Source organism: Borreliella carolinensis, assembly GCF_032595855.2.
Classification (GTDB): Bacteria; Spirochaetota; Spirochaetia; order Borreliales; family Borreliaceae; genus Borreliella; species Borreliella carolinensis.
In genome coordinates, this window is record NZ_CP179457.1 from 25,613 (window position 1) to 51,279 (window position 25,667).

The following is a 25,667-nucleotide window of genomic DNA, read 5'->3' on the forward strand; positions in this document are numbered from 1 at the left end:
TCTATGAACAATTTAGCATACAGAACATATAACATAGAAAGTATAAAAAATGAATTTTTAAATATAGGGTTTAGTAAAGAAGCAATAGATTTTGTTTTTCTAAATAATGATAATTACAACTTTGAGTTTTTAAAAGAGAAAATAATTGATATAGAAAAGAATTTAAATCTAAAAATAGATAATTTAGACTCTAAGATTGATACTGTAGAAAAGAATTTAAATCTAAAAATAGACTTTGTAGAAAAAAGTTTAAATTCCAAAATAGATAGTTTAGATATCAAAATAGATAATGTAGAAAAAGCCTTGCAAAAAGATATATCTAGTTTATCTACTAAAATAGATAATGTAGAAAAAAGTTTAAATTCCAAAATAGATAGTGTAGAAAAAACGTTACAAAAGGATATATCTAGTTTAAAAAACGAACTTAATACAAGTAATAGAACAATACAAGTAATTCTAATAATGGGAATAACGCTTGCTCCAATTATCTATTCTATATTCAATAAGTATTTTTTAAATTAAGAATGATTAAAATTTTATAAAGTAATAAGTTAGTATATAGCTTTAAAGTAGAACGTATTTGAATTTTTAACAAGAGAATTTAAATACGTTCTTTTATTTTAACAAATATAAATTGATTTTAATTCTAAATTGGACTATACTCAATTGTTAAAAAGCTTATTAAAATAATTTTAATAAGCAAATTTGGTTAAATTCTAATTTTATTAAGTTCTTTAACAAAAGAATATAATAAGGCTTTTATTAATTATAATAATTTCTGTAAAAAGTTGGCAAAAATAGTTTTTAATATTTATAATATTATAATAAAAATTACAGGAGGAAACTTAAACCATTTATGTTATTATAAATCCGATTTAGCTTGGGCTTAACCATGTTCTTTTATTTAAGGATATAGTTAAGCCTTTTTTTGTGAAAATGGTTATAAAAAATTGTCAAAAATTGGTTTTGTTACTATATTTATGTATAATAAGATTAACTTTATCATAATGAGACAACCTTAAAAACTAAGAATAAGGTTTGGTTAGAACAAAAAACTAGCCAAACTTTATTTTTTTGTAAAATTTTTTGTAAAAAAGTTGGCAAAAATAGTTTTTGCTATATACTTAGTTATTGTAAACAGGAGGAAAAAGATGGAAAATCTTTCAAACAAAAATAATCAAGAAATACAAAATTTAAATAAAGGAGAGCTCAAAATGACAAATACTAATCAAAAAAGTTTTACTGGATGTGAAATAATTGAGGAAAAAACTTCTCCCATTAAAGAAAAAAGCAAATTAAGCAAGATAGGTAAGAAATTACCAGGAATAAGTAGTCAAGAATGTTTTAAATTTAATCGAAATATTGATTTTAGCACACAAAGAAATGAACTTGATAGGTACGGAGCTAGTGAAGTAGGTAATGTTTTGATTGGAGGTGCAGGACTTAAAGATTTGATGATTAACAGAGTGCTTAAATATTTTGGAATGAGCCTACCTTTTGAAGAGAATTTGTATATGCTCAAGGGCAAAGAATTAGAAAATTTAGGATTTAGAGAATTTGTTAAAGCACATGGTGATAATATTGATATTTTGTATAAGAACAAATATGCTAACGGTGTTGATAAGTATAATTATTTCAAGAAAACTGTTAAATCAGAAATGTTTGTTGGATCAACAATTGATGGTTGGTTTATAAATAGTAATGGCACAGTAGAGCTTTTAGAGATTAAAAGTAGTGATTCTAATTATATGAGCAGTGCAATTGCTGAGTATAATAAAAATGGCAATTTTTTAAGCAGTAAATATTTTTTCAAATACTATGTGCAAGCACAAATGCAGTTAGCATGTACTGGACTTGAGTATTGTAATTTATTCTTTTTAATAGATGCAGCACCAGTTAACTGTAAGATTAAGAGAAATGCTGGCTTAATAGCAAAAGTGCTTGAACATGTTCACAAATGAGAGAGGGAAGTTTTTAACATAAGAACTCAAATATTTAAAAATAATAATATCAACTTACAAACATTAAATAATGATAATAATGAAGTGATAAAACTAGTTGAAGATTTAGTAGAAAGAAGTGAATTTTATAGCTCTGGAGTTGAGTTTGATTGGGCAAGAGAATTTGTAGAATATGTTGATTGTGTAGAGCTTGAAATTACGGATAGGCAAGTTGCTGAAAATGTTGCGTGTGATTTAATGGAAGTTGATAGTGCAAAAAAAGAATTAAGTAAAATGCAAAACGAACACAAAAAAAGAGAAAAGTATCTTAAAGATATAATCAAAATGAAAACCTACAATATTACGAATATATGTCCACTAATTGAGCATGTAAATTATAGGTTTAGAGAATTTGTATTCACTTTTGACTCTAAGAAAAGGGCAATATCAGATAGATTAAGTGGGTTATTGCCAACAAGCGAAACATTGCTTTTCCCAAGCAATATAGCATTTGCAAATAATGTTAGTGTCCCCATGTGAATGGGAGCACTAAAAAATTAAAGAAATAATTTAATATAGGAGAGGAAATCAATGATTATTAATAAAATAAAACAAGACAATAGAACTTTAAGACCAGAGATACGAAGATGGGGCTGTTACTTTTTGTGTCTGCATTATTATAAAAGTCTATTTAAGAAACGTGAATTTAATGCATATGAAATAAATACAGCGTATTATAGATTTATAGGACTTGGATATATTAAGAGTAATTGTTTTATTATGAATCCATGTATGATACTTAATTACTATGGAATTAGAAGTAGTGTGAGATATGAAACTTCGAATTATTTGGGTGCAGCTAATGAATTTGAAATAAGTGAAGTTAAAATCGATAAGGTTAATGGGTATCACTTTATAGCAACAAAAAATAAAGAAATATTATATGATTCACTTGACTTAAAGCCTCGTGGGAAAATATTTAAAGTAACTTCAAAACGTATATTTAAATTAAAATAATTTTACTAAAGTTTAAGGCACTTTTTAGCACATTCATAAGCTTGAATTTTATTAGCAGAAGATAGGCCGTAGATATTATCAATTTCATTAGTTGAAGAATATTTCATAAGTTCTTTAATTTGAAAAGAATTGTAACCGTTAGATTTTAAATTTGAAATAAATAAATTTCGACATAGATGGAGAGATTTATTTACACGGAATCCCGATTTTTTAAGAAGATTTTTGAATTTTTAGAAATATGGACAATATCAATTTGGTTATCTTTAAACTTATGTTTGGATTTTTGAAAAAGATAAGTACGTCGCGAGTCAATAGTTTTTTCTTTGAAATGATTTTTATGTGCTGTTTGGATAGCCTCGAACTCTTCAGAATTGATGACAATTTCTCTAATACAAGAGGTATTTCTTTTTTTTGCCACATTTACTTTAATAGTATATAAAGTTTTTCCAGTTTTGCTTAATATTGGAGTAATATCTTGCATTTTTACTTTTTGCATTTCAGTGCCCCTACACCCACTTATTAAGAGTAAGTGCACAAACCAACCAGAAATTGGGTCAATTTGTTTTAATTTTTTGGCACATTTTAGAATTAATTTAATACTTTTTGGGGTTAAATAAAACTTAGGAGTTGGTTTTGAATTTTCTTTTTTACTTTTAGATGAATTTTTTAGTGAATTTTTAAGAATTTTGTTTTCATTTATTAGTTTTTGATATTCTTGAAATAGTTTGAGTGTAAAATCCATATTGAAATTATTTAAATTAAAATAATTATTATTGTTCATGAAATCCTCTCCTTTGAAGTGTTACTTTTAAATTAAGTAAAAGTAATAAAAATAGATAAAAAATGTAATTTATATTTTACCAAAAACAAAAAATTTTAGTCAAATTATGTGTGTTCTCATTGCGTGCGAAATTTGGGTTGTAGAGTGGGTGGGATAAACAGAAGTAGTGATTTTTGAGGGTGGTACACAAGAAAGATACAATACTTTGTGTAATATATAGCAAAGACTCTGAAATTTAATTTGTATGTGTTTTGTAATCTCTTGTAACGAATAGCCCATTTGCAATGGAGAGATTTTGGCGAGTTGGTTAAAATTACATTTGCGTTTTGTTAATATGTAACAGAGGAATGTAACAAAATTATATATTTAAATCTTTAAAATATTGCAATTATTTGGTGTTATGGTAATATTAGTACTTTATGGAGTAACTTATGAATAAGATAATAAAAATTTTAATTATTTGTGTCTTTTTTGTTCTAATAAGCTCTTGCAAAAAGCATGCTTTATCTATATATGATGAGCAAAGTAGCGATGAGTCAAAAGCTAAAAAGATAGAATTTTCCGAATTTACTGTAAAAATTAAAAATAAAGATAGTAGTAGTAACTGGAAAGACTTGGGAGATTTAGTTGTAAGAAAAGAAGAAGAGGGTATTGCAACGGGGTTAAATGTTGGTCCGGGATATACTGCTACATTCTTTTCATTAGAAGAATCAGAAGTTAATAACTTTGTAAAAGCAATGACTGAGGGGGGGGTATTTAAAGTCGATGTGTATTATGGATATAAGGATGAACAAAGTGCTTCAAGTGGTATCCAAAATAAAGAGATAAAAACAAAGATAGAAAAAATTGATGAGTCTGAATATATTACATTTTTAGGAGATAAAATTAATAATTCAGGGAATAATTCAGAAGATAAAGTTGCTGAATATGCAATACCTCTAGAAGAGTTTAAGAAAAATTTAAAATAGAAGTTAGAAATATAGGAGAGAGCGTATATGAATAAAAAAATGTTGATTATTTGTGCAGGTTTTGCACTGATAATTTCTTGTAAAAATTATGCAATTAAAGATTTAGAACAAAAAACAAAAGGGCAGGTTAATGGATTTTTAGATAAGATCTTAGATCCAACAAAAGATGAAATTACTTCAAGTAGTACAATAAAAGATGAATTAGCAAAAAAATTACAAGAAGAAGAAAAAAAAGTAAATGATGGGGAAAGAGAAGAAAATAAGCAAGTTGTTAATTTAGGAGAAGAAGGGAAAGAACAAGAAGTTGAAGCTAATAAAGTTGAAGAAAAAAAAATAGAGTTGGGGGACAAAGGGGATAAAACAGAAGAACAAGGGGGTAAAGAAAAAGATATTAAAGTAGAAAGAGTAGAAGAACAAGAAAAAGAAGAACTCGCTAAGGCTGAAGAAAAAAAAGAAATTAAAGAAGAAGTTAAAGCCAAAGTAGCAACAAAAACCAAAGAAGAGGCTAAAGTTATGGTAAAAAAAGAAATAAAAATAGAAGAAGATGAAGATGAAAAAGTTAAAAAACAAATTAGAACACTTACAGATAAAATAGATGAGATAAATAAGGATATTGGGAATATAAAAGATCAAACGGTTGTCAAATCACAAGAAGTTAAAGATAAAATTACAGGGTCCATATATGATTACTTCACTAATAATGAACAAAAAGCTATATACTATACTTGGGGGGAGGAAGGAGATTTAGTATCACAAGAAAACGAAGGATTAGGTAAGTTATTGAAAGAATTGAGCGATGTTAGAAGCGAGTTAAGAACTAAATTAAATGTAGGTAATGAGTCAAATACTGGTGTCAAGAATGATCCTGAATTAAAAGAAAGTGTGAATGTTAGCGAAATTATAGAAAATTTAGAAAAAGTAAAATTAGGATTAGAAAAGGTTAAAGAATATCTTGAAAATCAATTCAATTTTGAAACAATTAAAGAATATATCACTGATAGTAATGATGATTATGAATAGTTTTAGATATAAATAAATTTTGTATACACAAAATAACAGCTAGTTTTAAAAATAACCAGCTGTTATTTTTTTTGTAGATTTTATTGTTATGAATATAGAAATGTTTTTTATCAAAATTTTCATTCAAAAAGTGCCAAAAACTATTGTTTAAAATATTGTTTATTTATATACTCTCTAGAGTTATGATGAATATAAATGAGATTTCAGATTTTTATGATAATTTATATAAGAAAACAAAAAAAGAAATAGATAAACTTATAAACAAGCTCTATTTAACTAGCCGAATAACTCTAAAGCAAAAAAGACAAATATACAGTGCTGTTGAAAAAATGCAAAAGTACGTAATAAAAACCGGAAAAAGTGTTTTTTTAGAATCGGAAAAAGAATTTGTTAAAGACACTTTGAAAAGAAAAAATCTAGTAAAAAAATTTAAAAGTTTCAAAGTTGATTTTAGCTACAAGAAAGGAATGCTAGAAAAATGTTTAGAAAGATTGGGAGAAGATAAATCCATCGAATTTTTGATTTTTGTTTGTCAAATTCTTAATGGGATAAGAGAAAAAGTATCAGAATTAGACTTTCAAATAGATGCGATTGAAGAATTTAGAGGTATTTTATTTTTGAGTATACACTATTATGATAAAGGACTTTTCACAAGTAGAAATCTTATGAATGAAATGAAATATTTTTCCGAAAAAGTAGAGTTAATTTATAGTAATATGCAATAAATTAGTGAACTGCTATTTCTAAATCAAAAATTATAGAAATAGCAACGAACTAAGTCAATAAAAGCCAACAAATATTCCCCGTTAAATATCAAGAAGTTATCAGGTTATGTTAACAATTAACTAATTGAATTACTATTTAAAGTAACAATTTGTTAATTTTGTTATTTTAGAGGATTTTTTTGAAAAAAGTTAAAAGGTCTTTTGATGATTATGTTGCATACTTTAGAGAAGGATCGTTAGATGATAGAGAAATAGCTGCTAAGTTGGGAGTTTCTAGGGTAAATGTGTGGAGGATGAGGCGAAAATGGGAAAGTGGAGAAAGTTCTGTTAACGAGGAATTTAGATTATCAATTAGTGAAGATACTTTTGAGCACCTTTTATCACAAACTTTTAAATCAGAAGTTAACGCTAGGAAAGTTATAAGCGAATTAGATTTAGAACGTGCTAATTTAGAATTAGGGTTTATACGTTCATTTAAACAATATTTTGGTGTTGAGCTTGTTAGCATACGTACTAAAATAGAAAATTTAAGAAACGAAATTGACACTTTAAATAAAGCAAGTAATAAAAAAAATAAGTTAGTTGATAATGAAGAAATTAATTCTTTGAAAAATGAACTTAATGAATATGTAAAGGAATATTCAATAAGAGAAATGGAGCTTTATTATGAATGTATGAAAAAACTTGCTAGGCTTCACGGAACTGAAAGTAAAAGTAACTACAAAAATAGTAAAGGGCACAAGTGAACTTATATCAAACGAAACTTTTTACAACACTACAAAAAGAATACAAAAATAAATATGGGGTTGATATATCACAATTTATAAAGCTAACAAACTCTTCAATTGATTTTGATAAGTTTGAAGAAAAACAGTTAACTTTAAAACAAAAAAATGTGATAAAAAGTATTCAAAAGAATAATGAAAAAAAGATTATACTCAGCGGCGGTATAGCTAGCGGTAAAACGTATCTTGCATGTTATCTTTTTCTCAAAAGTTTAATTAAAAATAAAAAGTTATACTCAAGTGATACGAATAATTTCATTATTGGGAATTCACAACGTTCAGTTGAAGTTAATGTTTTGGGACAATTTGAAAAGCTATGCAAACTTCTTAAAATTCCTTATATTCCAAGACATACAAATAATTCATATATTCTGATTGATTCACTGCGAATTAATCTATACGGTGGAGATAAGGCAAGTGATTTTGAAAGATTTAGAGGAAGTAATTCGGCACTCATTTTTGTGAATGAGGCTACAACTTTGCATAAGAAAACTTTAGAGGAAGTCTTAAAAAGACTACGTTGTGGACAAGAAACCATTATTTTTGATACTAATCCTGATCATCCAGAGCACTATTTTAAAACCGATTATATTGACAATATAGCAACTTTTAAGACATATAATTTTACAACTTATGACAATGTTCTACTTAGTAAAGGATTTATAGAAACACAAGAAAAGCTATATAAAGATATACCATCATATAAAGCAAGAGTTTTGCTAGGAGCATGGATAGCAAGCACAGATTCAATTTTTACACAAATAAATATTACTGATGATTATGTGTTTACTAGCCCAATAGCATACTTAGACCCAGCATTTAGTGTTGATGGGGATAACACAGCATTATGTGTTATGGAGCGAGTTGATGATAAGTATTATGCTTTTGTATTTCAAGATCAACGACCAGCCAATGACCCGTATATTATGAATATGGTTAAGACCGTTTTAGAAAATTTCAATGTACATACACTGTATTTAGAGGATAGAGACAATACAAAAGGTGCTGGTGCATTGACCCGTGAATACGTGCTACTTAGGAAAAATATGAGTCATTATTTTAGAATTACCCCAGTTAAACCAAAGTCTAATAAATTTAGCAGAATAACAACGTTAATTACGCCGTTTACTTACAAAAAACTTTACATTACGAAATACAGCAGTTCTTCTGTATTTAATGATATTTATTCGTATAAGGGGGATAACAAAACCCATGATGACGCTCTTGATGCAATATCCGCAGCATATTTGATGTTGTCTTTAGGATATAGAGAGAGAAGTGTTCACTTTGGCAATCAAAGATTTTTGTAAATTTTATTGACAAAAATAATAGTTTTTGCTATCATACACCTAATTTAATAAAGAGAAGTAAAACGGTGTGTGATTTAAGAAAAACAAAATTAATAGATAAGATAAGTTCACTAGAACTATATAAATACTCAATATTTTTTAGGAATTATATAGAAAATGTAGCAGAGGATTGTCTCAAGAACGGACTTGTTCTTGAGAGTTCTGGCCGCAATGTTAGTGAATTTGAGCTTGATAGGTTAAAAGTACAGCTTAAAAATGCTCTACTTAATTGTATAATAAGCTACCGTTTCCATGGGATTGGATATGTTTTAGTAAAAACCAAAGATACCCTAATAGACCTCGAACAACCCGTTAATATAGAATTACCTATTGGTTTTGAATACCTTGATTATGAATATGTAAGAGATTTGGGAGTTGATTTTGATCATATAACCTACAGAGTAAAATCCAGCAATAAGAACAATTCTTTAGACGCAGTTAAAATACATAAAAGTCGACTTATCATATATGAAAACTTTGATTATATCTTAAAAAGATATGTTCCGTGTTATACAGAAAGCTTTTTGTTAGATATTTATTTATTTGAAAAGATATACGTTGAAATAGAAAAACGTATTGAAAACCACAATTTTTTGTTTTACAAAGATGAATCTTTAGTGCAGCTACAAGACGCACTCTCTAGTGCAACAACTTCTTTAAGTGCACTTACTCAAGGCAATAATGATAGAGGAAGTGGCATTTTATCTTCTTTTTTAAGAAAACAAAATTCAAACAATCATAGTAAAGATATTTCTAATTTACGTAGTCTTAATGACTCATTGGCGCAGGAACTTGCTAGGTTAAAAAGCAATCTAAATAATGAGGGAATGTTTTATACAGCTACTCCGAGTGCTAGTTTAGAGGTTATTAAATACGATCTTAGCTATTTAAAGGAGGCTTTAGCATTAATTAAGGCAAAAATTGGTGCAGATACTAAAGAACCCCTAACTAGAAGTTTTAATGAGCAGGCTAAAGGACTAGGGAATGATGGTAAAGGAGATAGGAGCAATTATTACGATTTTCTAAAAGGTGTACAAGAACAAGTTGAGAATTCTTGTAATTTAAAGCTTACAAAGTATTTCGGGCTTGATATGAAGTTTAATTCACTGATTATGTTAAGTGAAGAAGAAAAAGTAGAAAGAGATATAAAGCTAATTGAGCTTTACAGTAAATATAACCAGCTTATACAGAGTAGCTCATTTAATAATGAGGAGCTAGCGATTTTAAAAGAGAAATTATTCTCATTTTGAGAAAAGGAGTTAAAAGATGACAGAGAAAGAGGAAAAAGAAGACCTGCAAGCACAAGATAAAGAAGAACAGCAAAATAAGGCTGATACTAAAGTTATCAGTGCGCAGGAATTTGAAGAGTACATGCGCTTTAAAGAACAAGCAAATAGTAAATCTAAAGAGACAAGCCGAGATTTAAGTATAAATGAGCGAATAACAAAAGAACTTGCAGAAGTTGAAGAACGAGAGCGTATTGAAAAGCAATTGTTACTAGAGGCAGAGAGAATTAATGAAATTGATACACTTGCAAAAGCGCATCTTAGCAACCATTTTAACAAGGAAGTGTTACTTGCAAAAGGATACACACTAAAAGATATTATGCAGGCACAACGTAGAGAGCTTGTGCGCAAGTTTGTTCCAATTGAGCAAATTAAAGCTATTGCTAAAGCGTCAGATATAAGTCATATCGATGGTGAAATACTAGAACAACTTGTTTCTTTAGCAAAAGTGAATATTAAATTAAGAAAAAATGCGAGTAGTAATTCTTCTTCTGTTGACTCTATTAAGGGGAATATTATTGCCAAATCAGAAGAAAGAGCAAGTTTGCTTGATTCTAATTTTGTACCAATTAATTTTACAGAATTTGTACAAGCGATAAGTAATACATACAAGCAAAGACGAATTCAATTTTATGAAAATCTAAAAAGACATAAAAGAACAAGTATTGCTTAAAGGAGTTTTTAATGAGTGATATAACAAAAATCAAACAAGAGTTTGATAAAAAAGTTGCAGAAATTCAAGCATTAATGAAAAATCCCCAACAAGACGCGGGGCTACTTAGTAATTCTATTGAATTTAGAGACCAAAATCTAATTTTTTCTAATTCTGGTGGAGTGTGTACCAGCAGTAAGGACAAAATAGAAAATTATCCTGCTAAAGGGTATCCGTACAAGCGAGGAGTAAAACTTAGTTTTGGAGACGGAACAACCGAACTAGAAGTTGAGGCTGGTGGTGGAGATGATTTATATGGGGTGTGTTCAGATATAGATGAGTTTAGTGGTATGGCAACTGTAATACCAATTACGAATAACTTTACAGGATATTTAACACTTAAGAAGGATGGACAAAATAGTGTAAATCCAGGAGATAAATTAAATTTTAACCAACATGGAGAACTGGAAAAGGCTACAGGGGGTCAAAAGACTGTTAATGCAATAGCACTTTCAAAAGCACATAAATTAACCGAGGAATTATTTATAGTGCTTGCTAGTGTATTTGGGAATAGAGCAATAAAAGGGTAATAAAATATGGCGTTAAAAGGTAACGTGCAAGTAGAAAATCTTGAGGCTGTTGATAACCCGCAGTTAGATTTAGGGGCACAAGTTTCCGCTGCTCCTAGAGCTAAACGGCAAGCAAGACAAGCTGAGGATGCACAAGGGGAAGATCCATATTTGGAGGCAATTAACGAGCTTGATGATGTCCTTTTGAAATTCAAGAAATATGTAAAATCGATGAGTTCAATTGAAAATAAAGTTTTTGGCGGTTTAAGTAGTTGTTTTAAATCCAAGAATGAGCGAGTTGATGCATATTCATTTGCATGTTCAAGTTATACAGACAAGATAGAGGAATACCTTTACGACCCAGCGAATAGTTTTCCATACAAGCGTGGGGTTAAACTTGTTCCAAAAGAGAACTCTATATATGTAGAAGTTGGAGCTGATACTGATATGTATGGGATATGTGTAGATGTATGTGAGTTTAGTTGTACTGCGTATGTATTGCCAATTACTAACAATTTTGAAGGGTATCTTGTTACAAGAAATCCAAGTATAAAAATAGGAGAAATACTAGACATAAATAATAACGGAGTTATTATCAAGGCTGGAGGTGGGCCACCAACCGCAATTAATATATATGCTCTATCTGATTCATTTACAATCAATTTTGCACCCGAAGATAAAAATCAAGATCAAAATAGATATCCTAGGCAAGAGTATTCTATTAATTTTATAAAAGTTGCAATTTTTGGAAATAGAGGCCTTGAGAAAATAGTAATACCTGATGGTGGTTAAATCTTAATCGAATAAAAGGAGGTAAATAAATGGGAGATACAACGCAATTAGTAAAAGAGTATCAAGAGAAAAGAAGTAAACTGGAAAAGTTTATGAAAAATCCCCAACATGACGCTGGTTTTATTAGCAATTCTAATGAATTTAGAGACAAAAATGTGAAATTTTTTGCTTCTGGAGGCACTAGAACTAGTAAGTTTGATAAATTGGAAAATCATCCATTTTTAGGATATCCATACAAGCGTGGAGTAAAAAGAGTTATTCAAGAAGCACAAGATAATCATAGTCACTACGAACCTCATGTTGAGGCTGGTGGAGGTGAGGACTTATATGGAATATGCATTGATATAGATGAGTTTAGTAAAACAGCTACTATTGTGCCAATTGCCAATAATTTTGAGGGCTACTTAGTGGCAAAAGATTCTACGGTTAAAATAAAAGACAAACTTATTTTTAATAAAGACGGTGCCCTTGAAAAGGTTACTGGAGCGGCAAATAAAACGGCTATTAATGCAACAGCATTGTCTGATGCAAAGCAAATTAGTAATGAGGTTTATTTAGTAAAAGTAGCTGTATTTGGAAATAAAGCTATGAGTAGAAATTAATAATATTTAGGAGGATTTAATATGGAATTATTTGATGAAAATTATTATGCAAAAGCTGTTGCGAATATTATAGGAGAAGTTAAAGATCCTATTATGTATAAATGGTTTTCACCTGATCAAATTGAAGATGTTGATCTACAAATGGGATATCAAAAAACCGTAAAATGGGACGCGTTTTTAAATGCTAATCCTACAACAATTGCCAATGAGGTTAATACTATTTCAACTATTGGATTTAGTTCTGAAGTGGTAAGGCTTAATTATTTGAAATTACAATACAAATTTAGACATTTAAAGCAGACTTCTGAGAAATTTTATACTTCAGACTCATACATTGGAGACATTAATAATAATTTACTTCCTTTTGCTCAAGCGTATAAGCTTGCAAGTAGTGAAATTATCAAACTTATTAATCACTTTGTACTAACTGGGACTGTTTCGATTCAAAAAGACGGGAAAAATCAAAAACGCCTACTTCCCAATATGTATGGACTACTTAATATGCCCGAGCAGATAAAAGAAGAAGTTCAAAGTGGTGATAAAGATAAAATGGATAAAATCTTTGAAAAAATTGAAGCTGGACTTTTAAAGTTGGAACTGGGCGACGAATTTTCCACACCGATGATGGTAATAGTTGACCCAGCAACGTCACTTAAACTAGTAAAACCATACGCAGCAGCACAGGGTGCAGCAAGTAGTTGTGAAAAATGGGAAGATGTTTTAATTCAAACTATTAAGGCTATTAATAATAGAGAAGATGTTTACATTGAAACTTCAAACTTGCTAAAACATAAAATACTCATTTATCCACTAAATTCAGAACTTATTAAATTTAAACCTAGCAAGTATATGCTACCTACACCAAATGAACAAGTTGATAAAGACTCAACTGATATAGCTCATTCATACATTGATTTTGTTTTAGGCGGGTTACTTGCTACTAGAAAAACTATTTTGCAAGTCAACATAAAGCAAAGTTAAAAGTATAAGGTAAGTGAAAATGAGTGAACAAGAAAACTTACAAGCACAAGCTGAGGGAGAAGAAGAACTTTTAGTAACAAAACTTCATTCAGAAGTGGTGTTGTTATTAGGAATAGACAAATTTGCACTAAGCCGGCAAGATTTTCTATTTCATTTATCCTTACTTCAAGCTATTCTAGTAACACGTGGTATTGATGCAAGTTCACTGACATATGAACAAATATTTTTACTTACTTTCTACCATATGGGTTGTCAATTAAGAAAACAAGGAGTTGTTCGAGAATTTGAATTTGATAGGATCAAAAAAGAGAAATTCAATGAACTTGAGCTTGATTATTATCCTAGTAGTGGTGGAAGCGAAGAAGGTGGTGAAGGAGGTTGTGGCTCAAACAAGAATTTTTGTTCACAACTTGATGCATTTTTAGAAAAACTAAAAAGAGAAACTTCAACGCCATCTTGTGTGGGGGTTGTCTAATGAATGGTGTTAGAAAAAGACTTTCAGATATGTCTTTCCGCATGATCAACGTATTTAAAGACCCACAACCCTTAAAGTTTTATAAAGGTGATGTTGTAAAGCTTGAAAATGATTCTTCTTATCAGAGAGTATTTGATAAAAATAAATACACTGAATTTGCGGGGGTTATTATTGACATAAGGCCACAAGAACTTGCAATGCTTTATGATTCGGATATGTCTGATATTCAAGGGTATTCCAAACTTTACACATATCAAGACCTTAACTTTGAGCTTAAAGACCGAATATCAATTGCAGATTTAGTTTACTTTGAAATATTTAGTATTGACTCTTCAATCGGATACTTCACATTAGTTTTAAAGGAGTTTATATGGACAAGCTAGAATTTAAACTGGAATTGGAAATTGGGTGGTTTGGTGGTCGTGCAGGGATTGCTAGAATGCATGAAAAAGGGAGCAGCAATTTACCTGCAAGAAAACATTTAACCAAAATTGCTAGTAGTAATGAGTTTAGAGAATATATCAACAATAGTTATATAAATTCCAAGTTTAATCTTTACCCTAAATCGACAACCATAAAATCAGTTAAATCATCGGGGGTATAATATGCTCCACTTTTTTTCTATCAATTAATCTAGATGTAAAATAAATATTGCCTTTATAGTATGAGCAACCTTATTTACTTGTTTGTTTTCAAGCTCTTCTTCTATGCGAATGAGATACCCCCCCCGCCTTCAATAATATGATGAACGGTAGTATCTGTAATTCTCAGGTCATATTCAAGCAAAGTCTCGCATCATTCTCCAAAACTTTTAGAATCTAGCCTTGAATACTCTACAAATTTTTAATCTTTAATATTTTTTTCTTCAAAAAAAAGTATTTTAACTAATATTTCTTCAAGTTCACTAATACTGAATAAACTTTCATTATTTAAATATTTAACCTTATCTTCTGCAAATAATCCTCCATTAAAAATGGGGAACTTTATTGCATCACTTCCTTTATCAAGTAAATTAAAAATTGTTATTATTTTTTTATATCCTAATTTCTTTTTTGTATTTTATCATAAAAAAATATCTAAAAGATATAGAAAATCTGTATAGCTTGTTTTCTTCTAAAATTTTCTTAAATATGTCATTATCTTCAATATATGCAATAAAAAATATTCTTAAAATAAAAAGAATTGACTCTTTAAGTATGCTAGCCAAAATATGACAAGCAATTTCTGTGTCTGATACTTTAAATTCTTTATCATATATATTTTTTGCAATTTTAAATACTATAGAGCCATCAAGTCTCTTATAAAGTATCTCTCTAAGAGTTTTTTGAATCATCTCTTTTTCTTTTGGATATTTGTTCTTTTTCAACTGCTATTACATTGCTTGTTTTTAGGTATCTTTCTTTTCTTATAAGAAAGCTAAATAAAATAAACTATTCTTGTTCTTCAATTTTAGAAAAATCAAATTCAATATATCTTTTTTCTCCATCAAAGATCAATCCAAATAATAAGAAACAGTTGTAACGATTCTTAATATTTTTTTTGGATAACGTTCTTGAGCGCCCAAACTCCTATCAATTGGAAGAAATTCAAAATATCCTTGATTTGCGTTTTTAATTTTTCCTAATTTTGAACTTGAATGTTTTGCAAATTCCAAAGCCGCTAATTTCGCATTTCTAATTGAATCTGCTAACATTTCGGGCTTTATATCATTAATATTGTCAAAGTAATATCTTGGTCCCCCACTATTACTAATTAATATACCTTGATTATAAAGCTCAGCAATATTTTTTTCTGCTGCTTCCATTTTCTCAATATTTTTTGTATGAACAGTTAACGATATATATGCTCTATACTTATAAAGAGAGTCTTTGTAATTCTCTTCATTAAATTCCATAAATCCCATTTTTATATGGTCTTCGCTAAATCCATGTTTTAAAAAAAAACTTTTAATCTTCGACAAGCTTAAATTATTTGCTTTATTAATATCATTGATAGTGTCACCAGTTAAGCTGTATCTAAACTCCCAACTAGAAGACGTTGATAAAATTTCTCTTTCGCTAAGACCCTTGACCGTAATATAATTTTCATTTTTGGTGCCAATGTTTTTTATTCCGTGAGAAATTATAATTGATGACATAAACAAAAGTAACGAAAATAACAAGAAAGATATTTCTTTTCCTCTAAACATAGATTGGCCTCCTAAAATCAATAATAAATAATATATTAAAATTACTGTATTTAAATTCATTTTAACATATTGCTTAATATTAATAAATCCTAATACATTTTAGCAGATCAGGATTTTATGACCTTGTCAAAAACAATGTTTTATAAAAAATAAAAGCCAAGATAGCTGCATAATTTAAATTAATTGAAGCAATTAAAAGTCATCATGATATTAAAGCAAGAAGTTATTTTTATAATCTTGTGTTTATAAAAAATATAAAATTATTTGACATTTCAAAATATTGCAAAAAAATCATTTTTAAAATATATTTTATTTTATAATGATTACTATTTAATACTTATTAAGTTTGTATTATGGCTTTGCAGATATTATGTAAAACCATTTTAAGGGCTTTATTTATGAAAAAAAAATTAATATTATTAATCAATATTTTTTTATTTATTTCATGTCAAAACGATGGTTTAAATAAAAATAAGGTTAGCAAAAATCATAATTATAAAAAACAACTTGGGAAAAAATATGTGCGGGGAGAAAGGGATAAACTTTTATCTTGGATAAATAATTTTGTAGAAGTTAATAATAAAGCCATAGATAATTCTTTTGAAAAATTCAAAAGTGAGCCATCTAATCAATATAATATTCCATTTAAAAATGTTAGTTGGTATGTGCTAAAGAAAACACTTGCTGATGATGTAGAAGAATCTAAAAAGGCTAGAAGATGTTTGTATGCGGTTTTAGATTACAATGAAAGCGAATTGAAAGAATTGGGATTAATTTTAAATTCAAATGTACATAGCATTAAGAAGATTGCTAATAAAATTATGCAAAATGTGGGCATAGAATTCCAATTTAGATTTGAGGCAATAATGAAATTGTTACTTGATAAAAAAAGTAACCTAATGTTATTAGATATTCCTAATCTCAAAAGGATTAAAATTTGTCTTGAAAATTTTTTAACTTTAAGAACAACCTTTAGAAAGCTTGTTAAACAATTATTAAATGATTATAGCAGTAATAAAGGGTCCATAAAGTCTGAAAATAGTAAATTGGGAGATTATTTAAATAAAGCTTTTTCAGATATTGTTTTAAGCATGGATAAAAATCCTATAAATCTAGAACAAGAGATTAGAAATATTATTGTTATTTAATTTTAAATTTAATGTAAAACCTTTTTATAAAAATCAATTAAAAATTGTTTGATACTTTACCATATAATCTTTGATGGTATCAAAATTAGAATTGCTAGCTATTTTTTATTTAAATTTCTTCGTTTATTTTATTCAAAAAATTATCTTCGATTTTTATCGTATATAACAAATATCGACGATTTTTATTTTTTCTAAATAAAGTTGCAATTAAATATACTAGCACTTTGCACTATAATTTAAGTTTAAAGATTTTAAGGTAGAGTATATTATGAACAAAAAGTTTTTAGAAGAGGATAAATAATGGATTTATTTAAAATTGAAGCTAATTATATTGACATCTTTAATAAAGAAATTTATCCAGCTAGCATAGCGATTGTAAACGGTCATATTGCGAGCATAGAAAAAATTAATGCGACATTGGATGAATATGTGTTGCCAGGATTTATTGATGCGCATATACATATAGAGAGTTCTTTTCTTATTCCATCAAACTTTGCTCATTTAGTAGTTGCACACGGTACTGTGGCTACAATAAGCGATCCTCATGAAATAGCCAATGTTAATGGTATTGATGGCATTAATTTTATGATAAATAATTCTAAAAAAACCGAGTTTAAATTTTTTTTTGGAGCTCCTTCTTGTGTGCCAGCGTTGTCACAAGAATTTGAAACTTCGGGATATGTATTAAATGATAAAGACATAGATGAATTGATGAAATTAGATGATATTTACTACTTGGCTGAAGTAATGGATTTTAAAGGCGTGATTAACAAAGATGTTGAAATTATAAATAAAATAAATTCTGCATTAAAGCGCAATAAGGTTGTTGATGGACATGCTCCTGGTTTGTCCCCCAATTTAACTTTAAAGTATGCATCTTCGGGTATTAGTACTGATCATGAATGTTTAACAATAGAAGATGCAAGATATAAATTATCTTTGGGCATGAAAATAATAATTAGAGAAGGAAGTGCCGCTAAAAATTTTGAATCTTTGCATCCCTTGATTAGTGAATGTTCTAAAAAATATTGTGATTCTTTAATGTTTTGTTTTGATGATGCGCACCCAAATGACATTCTAAATGGGCATATTAATTTAATAGTAGCTCGTGCAATAGAACATGGGCATGACTTTTTTGATGTTTTGAAAATAGCATGTATTAATCCGGTTTTACACTATAAAATCCCCGTGGGGTTGTTAAGAATAGGAGATCCTGCTGATTTTATAATTACAAAAGATGTCAAAACATTCAAAATAGATAAAACCTACATTAATGGTAAATTGGTTTTTAGTGATGGAATTTCACTTATTCCATTAATAAATGAAATTCCTATAAACAATTTTAATTGTAGCAAAAAATCTATTTCGGATTTTAAATTTTCCACTAAAAATAAGATGATCCCAGTAATCAACTGCATCAGCAACCAAATTATTACTCATAAAACTATGATTGATAGTAATTTATTGGCCCCAGATTTTCAATCTAATATTGAAGAAGATATTTTAAAAATAGCTATAATAAATCGATATAAAGACAATAGTAAAATTTCTATAGGATTTATAAAAAATTTTGGGATAAGAAACGGCGCAATAGGAAGTACGGTTGCTCATGATTCTCACAACATTATACTTGTTGGAAGTAATGATGAATACTTGTGTAAAGCGGCAAATACAATCATCCAGAACAAGGGGGGTTTATGTGCACTAAACAATGAAAAAACCATAATAATGGAACTTCCCATTTCTGGATTAATGAGTACGCTTTCAGCCGAAGAAATAGCCCCACAATATATAAAATTAAATGATTTTTGTAAAAATGTTTTAGGTTCTCGGCTTGATGATCCTCTAATGACTTTGTCTTTTATGTCTTTAACGGTGATTCCCCATTTAAAGATAAATGATAAAGGACTGTTTGATGTTGATTCTTTTTGTTTTGTAGATTATTAACTTCAAATTATTATAAAAAGGCAAAAAAGGATTAAAAAATAAAATGACAAATTATAGAAAGAGCTCAAAAGTTTTTTATCTGTTATTATCTATTAAGGATTATTAATTGTGTGTCTTGCAGTTTTTTATTTTAAAAATTTTATGCATTAAATCCTTAGGTAAAAAGTAGTTTTTGATTACTGTTTGAAGGCACAAGCACCATAAATAATATCCTGTAATAACACAAAACGTTACTATTAATTAAATTTATGGAAACCACATGCTTAAATATTGATGCGTTTCTCAATACGTAAAATTATATTGATAATACAGCAACTTTTAAGAAATATAATTTTACAAGATATGATGGCCCTTTAAATTCAGCAAATTTCATTCAAACTCAAGAGAAACTATATACCCCTCATAATAGCAACTTTTATTATGCCACTTATTTATAAAAAGCTTTACATCATTAAATTATAATAGCTCCTCTGTATTTAATAATATTTATATATCCATAAAGGCAATAAAAAGCCTCCCAAGATGATACTCTTGATGAAATATCTATCTGCACATTTGATATTGTCTTTAGGATATAAAGAGGAAAGTAACCATTTTGGCAGGCCAAGCTTTTTGTAAATTTTTTGACAAAAATATTGGTTTTTACTATCATATATGCAATTTAACAGAGAGAAATAAAAAGTTGCGTGATTTAAGAAAAGCAAAACTAATAGATAAAATAAGCTTACTGACAAGGTGCAACTTAAGAACACTTTGCTTAATATTAGTATATTCGACTTACTTCCTACAGTTTACTTGTTATCATAATCGCAACTACACCTTTGATCAAGCTTATTTTGTAGTTCAGAATTTTCATTGTCTTTCTCTACCCCTTCAAATAACTTTCAACTCTACATCTTTTGAATACTGTTTCTTTAATTGAATCCTTAAAGAATATGAAAGCCTACTTTTAACAATAATCAAAAGTATTAATATGCTCCAAACCATTGCCTGTATTAAATAAATTACAATTGATACTATTTATTAAGAAAATAAAATTCTTAAAACTTTTGATGGAATTCATTGCTGGTATTGAGTTTGTATTTTTTTAAAGTTACTGTGTTAAATTAAGGATATAAAAAAGAAAACACATTCAATGTTTAACCCGGAGTTACAATTACTATTTTTGAAAAATATAAAGAAAAAGACTGCGTTGGCTAGTATTTACCAAGACAGCACAAGGCAAAAGTTTGCCTTGATGCATATTGCATTTGCGAATCTACAAACATTATTTTCTATAATTTCTAAAAGCTCTTTAACTTCTTCTTTGCTATCTTAATGATTCCCTTAATAATTTCTTTTATCCTTAGAATAAGGCACACGGGAAAATATTAAAGGGAGAGTAAAAACAAAAGTAATTTTTCATTGGTTTATTTTTAAATACAATGAAATATTGTCACACTAATTTTTCATTCATTTGAGTCGAAGTTGTAATTTATTTTGCTAAAAACAAAATAAAAGTTTTCTTATGAGATTATATTTTTTATTACCTCTATAAAAATTTTATTTTTAAAAAAGATATTTATTAATTATAATATCAATATTATTAGAAAATAGTTAATAAAAAATTTAACATATGCTTTTAAATAAAGTAAATATTAAATTAAGGAGTTGTAAATTGAAAAAATATATTATCAATTTAAGTTTATGTTTATTATTGTTTTCATGTGATCTTTTTTCAAAAGATTCTCGATCACGCCAAAAATACAATTTTAAAGTACCCGCCAAATCGGTTTCACATTCTACCAATAAAGAAAATATAGACACTGAAAAAGGGACCAACACTACACTTTGCATAAAAGAAGAAGATAGCAGAATTATAATTAAAGATTGTATTAATAATCAAGAGCTTTTTAAAGTGAAATCTAAAAGAAGATATGATTTTAAAAAAGCCATGCTTCTTGGCGTTAAAACAACTTTAAAAGTTATAAATATTGGCAATAATAATAAAAAATTAAATTCCATAAAAAAACATAAAGATCATATTTTATTAGAATTTAAAGATAATAAGATATATATAATTCGATTATCTGAACTTAAAAGACATTTACTAAAAAGCAAGAAAAAACCACTTTTGGGAAGTCCGGTGCCGGGCGGTGGAGATGCAGAATTTGTAGATGATCCTGATGGCAGAATAGAAGCAGAATTAGAGGCAGAAAAAGAGCAAGAGATGTTAGATAGAGAAGAATTTGGAGACGAAGAAGACGAAGAATTAGAAGAAGAAATATTTGGGAAAGAAAAACCTAACAATTGAAAATAGCAAGTTACATTTCAATAAAATAAAGAAGCCCCTAAAAATAGGGGCTTCTTTATTTTATTGAAATGTAACTTGCTAAAGCCACTATAAATCTACATAGTATCACTTAATTTTAAAGTTTTATTTTCAATAATACAATTGATACGCTTCTAATTACAGTATATCTTTTAAGGCGTTTTCAGCTTCCCTATAATAAATTTCTTTCAAAGAAGGCTCTAAAAGGTCATTTATAAAAACTTTCACACTATTTGAAAAGTGAATTTTACCTTTTATATATTTGCCATATTTATCATAAAGAACCTCCTCTACCTCTTTTAAGGTATTCCTATTTTTAATAAATTGGTTTTCTATAATAGAAATATTATATTTTTTATTCTTAATATTCTGAATATTATTTATTGTTTCTGTTAAAATAGAAAAGTTTTCTATTGACCATCTTTCTACTTGAACTGGGATTATAATATGGTCTGTAACATTTAAAGCATTCTTTAAAAGAAAATTCCGACTAGGAGAAGTATCTATTATAATATAATCAAAATCAAAACTTTTAGTGCTCTTATTTAATCTAAATTCTAAAATAATCTCTTTATAATCTATGTCATCCGTGTTAAATTTTTCTAAAACAGGATGAGAAGGAATTATAGAAATAAATTCATTAATTTTATTTTCACATTTATCAAAATAAGCATTTCCTTTTAAAAATTCATAAATGTTATGCTTTTTAATATTAGAAATATATTTATTAAAATAAGAAGTTAAAGAATTTTGTGGATCTAAATCAATCAGTAACACTTTTTTCCCCAATTCTTTTAAAACATAAGAAAAAAGTATAGAAAGTGAGCTTTTGCCCACTCCTCCTTTTAAACTTGCAAGTGTAATTATAATTGGTTTTTTTTGATCCATTTATTTATAACTCCCCCATCTTTTAGTTTTTTATTATAAAATTCATATACTTTTTTTTCCATTTTTTTCAAATGTGATAAATTGAATTGATAATACCCGGTGGTTTCTTTATTTTTTCTTAAAAGTGTTCTTAAAGATTGCACATAGGCTTTAACAGAGCCATTTTTAAAGACAAATTCTATATAATATAGTTTTTTTATTGCATAAGTTTTATTGTTTTCTTTTTTAAGAAAAAAGGGTTTATCGAGTTTATCATGCTTATATTTTATTTCTAAGAATTTATCATTTTCTCTTAAAGGGAATAAATTGAAGAAAAGAAAATCTTCATTGTTATTAAATTCTTGGAAAGTAAGTCTTAGCCTTTCCCCTTTGTTTGTAATTTTAAAACCAACCAGATGTTTAAATATTTTTGTACAGTATATTTTTCTACTATCTATTTCTTCAATTCTATTGAATATAATTCTTTTTTCTATGTCATTTTTTTTATTTCTGAGTTTTTCAAGCAAACTACTCAAATTTCAATCCCTTTGAAAAAATTTTAGATAAAATATTATTGGCTATTATACCAGCATGTCCTGAAAAGCTATTTATTTTATTTCCTTTCCATTTAGTAGTATAAATATCTTTAAATTCTCCTGCAAGGGTGTAAAAATCGGTTTTATAGGGTGCAATTTTTCTCATAAAATGGATTTTGTGCTTATAAAAGTTTAATTTGGACAGGAAAAACTCTTTAATATCTTTTACCTCATAATCATATTTTAAATAATTTTCAAAGTCTTTATAGTTTAATAAAGTATTTTTTAGCGTTTTAATTGGCTTTTTTGTAGTAGAAACTATGGATTTAATTTTTTTTAAAAAAGAGTTTTTTATAGAATTTTTATTATATTTATTTATATACTGTTTATTATATACAGTGATATTTTCAGTGATATTTTGAGATTTAAAATACCCTTTATTTTCTCTTAAAGTATCTTTTTCTTCCTTTACTTTTTTAATTAAGTCTGATTTGGTGTTGCTAAAATATGTGTCGATCAATTTATATGCAATAGATGACACCTTATATATACAGAGTTTTCCTTTAAATTCTCCAAAGTTATTTGAAAATGTTAGTGTTCTTTTTTCTAATGCCTTTAGCTTAACTAAAAATCTCAAATCTATTCTTAGAGTATTAATTGTCGTTTCTTTTTTATTTTCTTTATGTATGTTTGAGTTTAGTACTCGAAGTATGTCTCCTTGATGATGGCCCCGAATATTTTTTAGTTTTTTAGAGTCAAAATGAATTCTATGTATTGATTCATTATATTTTTTTTCAAATTCTTTATTTAAGTAAATAATAACTGAAATTATTTTTTTAAGTTTACAGTCTTTTGAAAGTAATTTATTAGTATTAATTTGGTACCTATGATTAGGTGTAGTGGCTTTCATTTTTTGTCCCCCAGCTTAATGTGTATTTAATTTACAGTTAAGAATTATAGTATATAAAATAATAAATTTCAACCCTCTTTTAAAATTAAAACCAAAAACCATTTTAAGAATATTTAAATCAAGAGGAGGATTGATTTTTTGACAAAAAGCGTCTTATTATTGTCCAATAACTAGGAAGAAGCTTTTTGATAAGCTCAATTAAGAATAGAATAATAAATAACAACCAGGGTGTTAAAAATCAAAACAATCTAAAAAAATAGATTTTCTTGAACCACTATTTCTATAATTTTTGATTTAGAAATATCTTCTTGTATTGTTCAGAACCGAACGATTTTATGTGTCAATAATTATTGACACAAGTTAAACTTTGTGTCAATAATTATTCATATATTAGTGATGTTAGATTTATTATGTGATTTTTGTCTCATGTCATTAGTCTAAACTTATTTTTTAGATGCAAGTTAATGTTAAATACATGGAAATATCTGCTTTTAAAGCAATAGGAGTGCAAAATGGTAGGAAAAGAAAATAAAAAGAAAAATAAAAAGGAGATCATTTTAAATGACAGATTTGAAGATTTTATTGACAAAAGTCAAAATTTAAGTAATAATCAAGATGTAAATTTAATAATTTATAATAACCTAAAAGACTAATTAAAGCTTAATTTAAAAGATGATATTGATAATAAAATTCAAAGAATGAAAATTCTATATGAAATTAAACAAAAAAAACTTTACAAATATGATGGTTTTAAAAGCTTTGAACAATTTATAAAATCTTTTATAATTGCAAAAACGCAAGCCTATACATATTTAAAAGTTTATTAAAAGGTTTTGGAAGGTGTTATTTCCATTGATAAAATTAAAGAAGCAGGGTTTAATAGCATATATCACGCCATACAAAAACAAGGTTTATTAGAAATAAATCAAGAAGATATTAATAAAAGCAACAAAGAAAATATCCCAATTAGAATTTTAATAAAAGATAATGAATTATATTATTTTTGTAAAAAAGATACTAAAAGGGTTTATTTTATTTTAAAGGAGATTTTTAAAAATAAAAAAGATCTTTTATCGGAGATCATAATTAAATATGATAATTCTAAAAAGAAAAGGAATAAATAAATTTTCAAGGTTTATTGACTTTAATGCTTGATTAATGGTAATCTATTATTTCAAATAGGCTTAAGTTTGTTTTGCCTAGTTTAATGTCGAAAAGATGCCCCGAAAAGGGTTTTTTATTTTAAAATCTAAATTTGGAATTAGACATTGAATACTAGTTGTTCTTAACTTTGAATCCCCTTAATTGATAAGCCCTCTGTCACCATATTTTTATAATTACTACAAAGCAAATAAATAATTTCTGTAAAAGTCTTTTCTTATATAGCTTAGAAACTCTTAATCTAGATTTGGCAATATTAATAGAACCTTTTTGTTTTTTGATAATTTTATTTGATATTTATTAAGTTTATTTTAATTTTTTGTTAAATATTTGGGGTGATTTGTTTTTTCATCCTCACTGCTTACTAAAAAATTGAAAATCAAAGACTTTGATTTATTTTTTAATTTTGAGAGAGGATTATTATGAATAAAAACAGGGTTATTATTTGTGTTGTTTTTGACCTGATAAGTTCTTTTAAAAATTTTTCAAATCTTTGTTGCTTGCATGATTCTGGCCGAGATGTTCTTAAAGAAGAAATTAACAAAAGTCTCTATAATTTCAATTTTGAAAATGAAAAGGATAAAAACATTTGTTTGTTTATGCTTCACAAATTGGGGAATGTTTAAGAAAAATTCGGTTTTAAAAAAGTGTTTTTTA

23 protein-coding genes and 5 pseudogenes are annotated in these 25,667 nt (G+C 27.4%); 22 read left to right on the forward strand and 6 right to left on the reverse strand.

The window, feature by feature from the left end:
- Window positions 1-3 precede the first annotated feature (3 nt).
- From bdr to QIA46_RS05295, 3 genes and pseudogenes are all read left to right on the forward strand, one after another.
- Window positions 4-522, forward strand: a complete 519-nt coding sequence (gene bdr, locus QIA46_RS05285; RefSeq protein WP_418905921.1) for a Bdr family repetitive protein — start codon at window positions 4-6, stop codon at window positions 520-522.
- A 629-nt stretch (window positions 523-1,151) separates the two neighbouring features.
- Window positions 1,152-2,480: pseudogene (locus QIA46_RS05290) on the forward strand (DUF244 domain-containing protein).
- Window positions 2,481-2,531: 51 nt separating this feature from the next.
- Window positions 2,532-2,957 carry a DUF261 domain-containing protein gene (locus tag QIA46_RS05295; RefSeq protein WP_418905922.1) on the forward strand — a complete coding sequence of 142 codons (426 nt, stop codon included), beginning with the start codon at window positions 2,532-2,534 and terminating at the stop codon, window positions 2,955-2,957.
- Between the two features lie 5 nt (window positions 2,958-2,962).
- Here QIA46_RS05295 and QIA46_RS05300 read toward each other — a convergent pair.
- Window positions 2,963-3,738 (reverse strand): annotated as a pseudogene (locus QIA46_RS05300) (site-specific integrase).
- 431 nt (window positions 3,739-4,169) lie between these two features.
- Here QIA46_RS05300 and QIA46_RS05305 point away from each other — a divergent pair.
- The 14 genes and pseudogenes from QIA46_RS05305 to QIA46_RS05370 all read left to right on the forward strand — a co-directional run.
- Window positions 4,170-4,706, forward strand: a complete 537-nt coding sequence (locus tag QIA46_RS05305) for an Erp family outer-surface lipoprotein (RefSeq protein ID WP_418905923.1) — start codon at window positions 4,170-4,172, stop codon at window positions 4,704-4,706.
- A gap of 27 nt (window positions 4,707-4,733) precedes the next feature.
- Window positions 4,734-5,726, forward strand: coding sequence for an ErpC protein (locus QIA46_RS05310; protein ID WP_418905924.1), 993 nt, complete (start codon window positions 4,734-4,736; stop codon window positions 5,724-5,726).
- Between the two features lie 185 nt (window positions 5,727-5,911).
- Window positions 5,912-6,451, forward strand: a complete 540-nt coding sequence (locus QIA46_RS05315) for a DUF643 domain-containing protein (RefSeq protein WP_418905925.1) — start codon at window positions 5,912-5,914, stop codon at window positions 6,449-6,451.
- A gap of 179 nt (window positions 6,452-6,630) precedes the next feature.
- Entirely contained in the window at window positions 6,631-7,197 is a 567-nt protein-coding gene (locus tag QIA46_RS05320; RefSeq protein ID WP_418905926.1) for a DUF603 domain-containing protein, read from the forward strand.
- Window positions 7,194-8,546, forward strand: coding sequence for a PBSX family phage terminase large subunit (locus tag QIA46_RS05325; RefSeq protein WP_418905927.1), 1,353 nt, complete (start codon window positions 7,194-7,196; stop codon window positions 8,544-8,546). Before QIA46_RS05320 ends, QIA46_RS05325 begins: the two co-directional genes overlap by 4 nt.
- A gap of 65 nt (window positions 8,547-8,611) precedes the next feature.
- Entirely contained in the window at window positions 8,612-9,835 is a 1,224-nt protein-coding gene (locus QIA46_RS05330) for a phage portal protein (protein ID WP_418905928.1), read from the forward strand.
- A gap of 16 nt (window positions 9,836-9,851) precedes the next feature.
- Window positions 9,852-10,544, forward strand: coding sequence for a DUF1357 domain-containing protein (locus QIA46_RS05335; RefSeq protein WP_418885258.1), 693 nt, complete (start codon window positions 9,852-9,854; stop codon window positions 10,542-10,544).
- A gap of 11 nt (window positions 10,545-10,555) precedes the next feature.
- Window positions 10,556-11,113, forward strand: a complete 558-nt coding sequence (locus QIA46_RS05340; RefSeq protein ID WP_418905929.1) for a DUF228 domain-containing protein — start codon at window positions 10,556-10,558, stop codon at window positions 11,111-11,113.
- 6 nt (window positions 11,114-11,119) lie between these two features.
- A complete protein-coding gene (locus tag QIA46_RS05345) occupies window positions 11,120-11,884 on the forward strand; it encodes a DUF228 domain-containing protein (RefSeq protein WP_418905930.1) in 765 nt (254 codons plus the stop codon).
- Between the two features lie 29 nt (window positions 11,885-11,913).
- Window positions 11,914-12,486 (forward strand): DUF228 domain-containing protein, encoded by a 573-nt coding sequence (locus tag QIA46_RS05350; RefSeq protein ID WP_418905931.1) that lies wholly within the window; start codon window positions 11,914-11,916, stop codon window positions 12,484-12,486.
- A 21-nt stretch (window positions 12,487-12,507) separates the two neighbouring features.
- Window positions 12,508-13,467, forward strand: a complete 960-nt coding sequence (locus tag QIA46_RS05355) for a hypothetical protein (protein WP_418905932.1) — start codon at window positions 12,508-12,510, stop codon at window positions 13,465-13,467.
- Window positions 13,468-13,486: 19 nt separating this feature from the next.
- Window positions 13,487-13,942, forward strand: a complete 456-nt coding sequence (locus QIA46_RS05360; RefSeq protein ID WP_418905933.1) for a DUF3890 domain-containing protein — start codon at window positions 13,487-13,489, stop codon at window positions 13,940-13,942.
- Window positions 13,942-14,325 carry a DUF1506 family protein gene (locus tag QIA46_RS05365; RefSeq protein ID WP_418905934.1) on the forward strand — a complete coding sequence of 128 codons (384 nt, stop codon included), beginning with the start codon at window positions 13,942-13,944 and terminating at the stop codon, window positions 14,323-14,325. The genes QIA46_RS05360 and QIA46_RS05365 overlap by 1 nt, the downstream gene beginning before the upstream one ends.
- Window positions 14,313-14,510, forward strand: a pseudogene (locus QIA46_RS05370) (hypothetical protein); the annotation flags it as partial. The gene QIA46_RS05365 and the pseudogene QIA46_RS05370, both read left to right, overlap by 13 nt.
- On the opposite strand, the pseudogene QIA46_RS05375 reads toward QIA46_RS05370, so the two are convergent.
- Window positions 14,510-15,426 (reverse strand): annotated as a pseudogene (locus QIA46_RS05375) (class I SAM-dependent DNA methyltransferase); the annotation flags it as partial. The pseudogenes QIA46_RS05370 and QIA46_RS05375 overlap by 1 nt on opposite strands.
- An 8-nt stretch (window positions 15,427-15,434) precedes the next feature.
- Entirely contained in the window at window positions 15,435-16,130 is a 696-nt protein-coding gene (locus tag QIA46_RS05380; protein ID WP_418905935.1) for an SIMPL domain-containing protein, read from the reverse strand.
- Window positions 16,131-16,528: 398 nt separating this feature from the next.
- Between QIA46_RS05380 and QIA46_RS05385 the strand changes: the two genes are divergently transcribed.
- The 3 genes from QIA46_RS05385 to QIA46_RS05395 all read left to right on the forward strand — a co-directional run bounded on the left by QIA46_RS05385 (window position 16,529) and on the right by QIA46_RS05395 (window position 21,518).
- The gene (locus QIA46_RS05385) at window positions 16,529-17,278 is read left to right on the forward strand and encodes a complement regulator-acquiring protein (protein ID WP_418905936.1); all 750 of its coding nucleotides are present in this window, start codon (window positions 16,529-16,531) and stop codon (window positions 17,276-17,278) included.
- Between the two features lie 300 nt (window positions 17,279-17,578).
- Window positions 17,579-19,225, forward strand: a complete 1,647-nt coding sequence (ade, locus tag QIA46_RS05390) for an adenine deaminase (RefSeq protein ID WP_418905937.1) — start codon at window positions 17,579-17,581, stop codon at window positions 19,223-19,225.
- Window positions 19,226-20,882: 1,657 nt separating this feature from the next.
- Window positions 20,883-21,518: a hypothetical protein gene (locus tag QIA46_RS05395; protein WP_418905938.1), complete on the forward strand. Its 636-nt coding sequence runs from the start codon at window positions 20,883-20,885 to the stop codon at window positions 21,516-21,518.
- A 156-nt stretch (window positions 21,519-21,674) separates the two neighbouring features.
- Here QIA46_RS05395 and QIA46_RS05400 read toward each other — a convergent pair whose 3' ends face one another.
- Genes QIA46_RS05400 through QIA46_RS05410 form a run of 3 tightly spaced genes read right to left on the reverse strand, consistent with a single transcriptional unit; the run spans window position 21,675 to window position 23,849 of the window.
- Window positions 21,675-22,424, reverse strand: a complete 750-nt coding sequence (locus QIA46_RS05400) for a ParA family protein (protein WP_418905939.1) — start codon at window positions 22,422-22,424, stop codon at window positions 21,675-21,677.
- Window positions 22,400-22,939, reverse strand: a complete 540-nt coding sequence (locus tag QIA46_RS05405) for a DUF226 domain-containing protein (protein WP_418905940.1) — start codon at window positions 22,937-22,939, stop codon at window positions 22,400-22,402. The genes QIA46_RS05400 and QIA46_RS05405 overlap by 25 nt, the downstream gene beginning before the upstream one ends.
- Complete coding sequence (locus QIA46_RS05410) at window positions 22,932-23,849, reverse strand: plasmid maintenance protein (RefSeq protein ID WP_418905941.1); 918 nt, start codon at window positions 23,847-23,849, stop codon at window positions 22,932-22,934. Before QIA46_RS05410 ends, QIA46_RS05405 begins: the two co-directional genes overlap by 8 nt.
- A gap of 512 nt (window positions 23,850-24,361) precedes the next feature.
- Between QIA46_RS05410 and QIA46_RS05415 the strand changes: the two are divergent.
- Together QIA46_RS05415 and QIA46_RS05420 are read left to right on the forward strand one after the other, a co-directional pair.
- Window positions 24,362-24,973, forward strand: a pseudogene (locus tag QIA46_RS05415) (chromosome replication/partitioning protein).
- A 459-nt stretch (window positions 24,974-25,432) separates the two neighbouring features.
- Window positions 25,433-25,636, forward strand: a complete 204-nt coding sequence (locus tag QIA46_RS05420; protein ID WP_418905942.1) for a hypothetical protein — start codon at window positions 25,433-25,435, stop codon at window positions 25,634-25,636.
- Window positions 25,637-25,667: the final 31 nt, after the last annotated feature.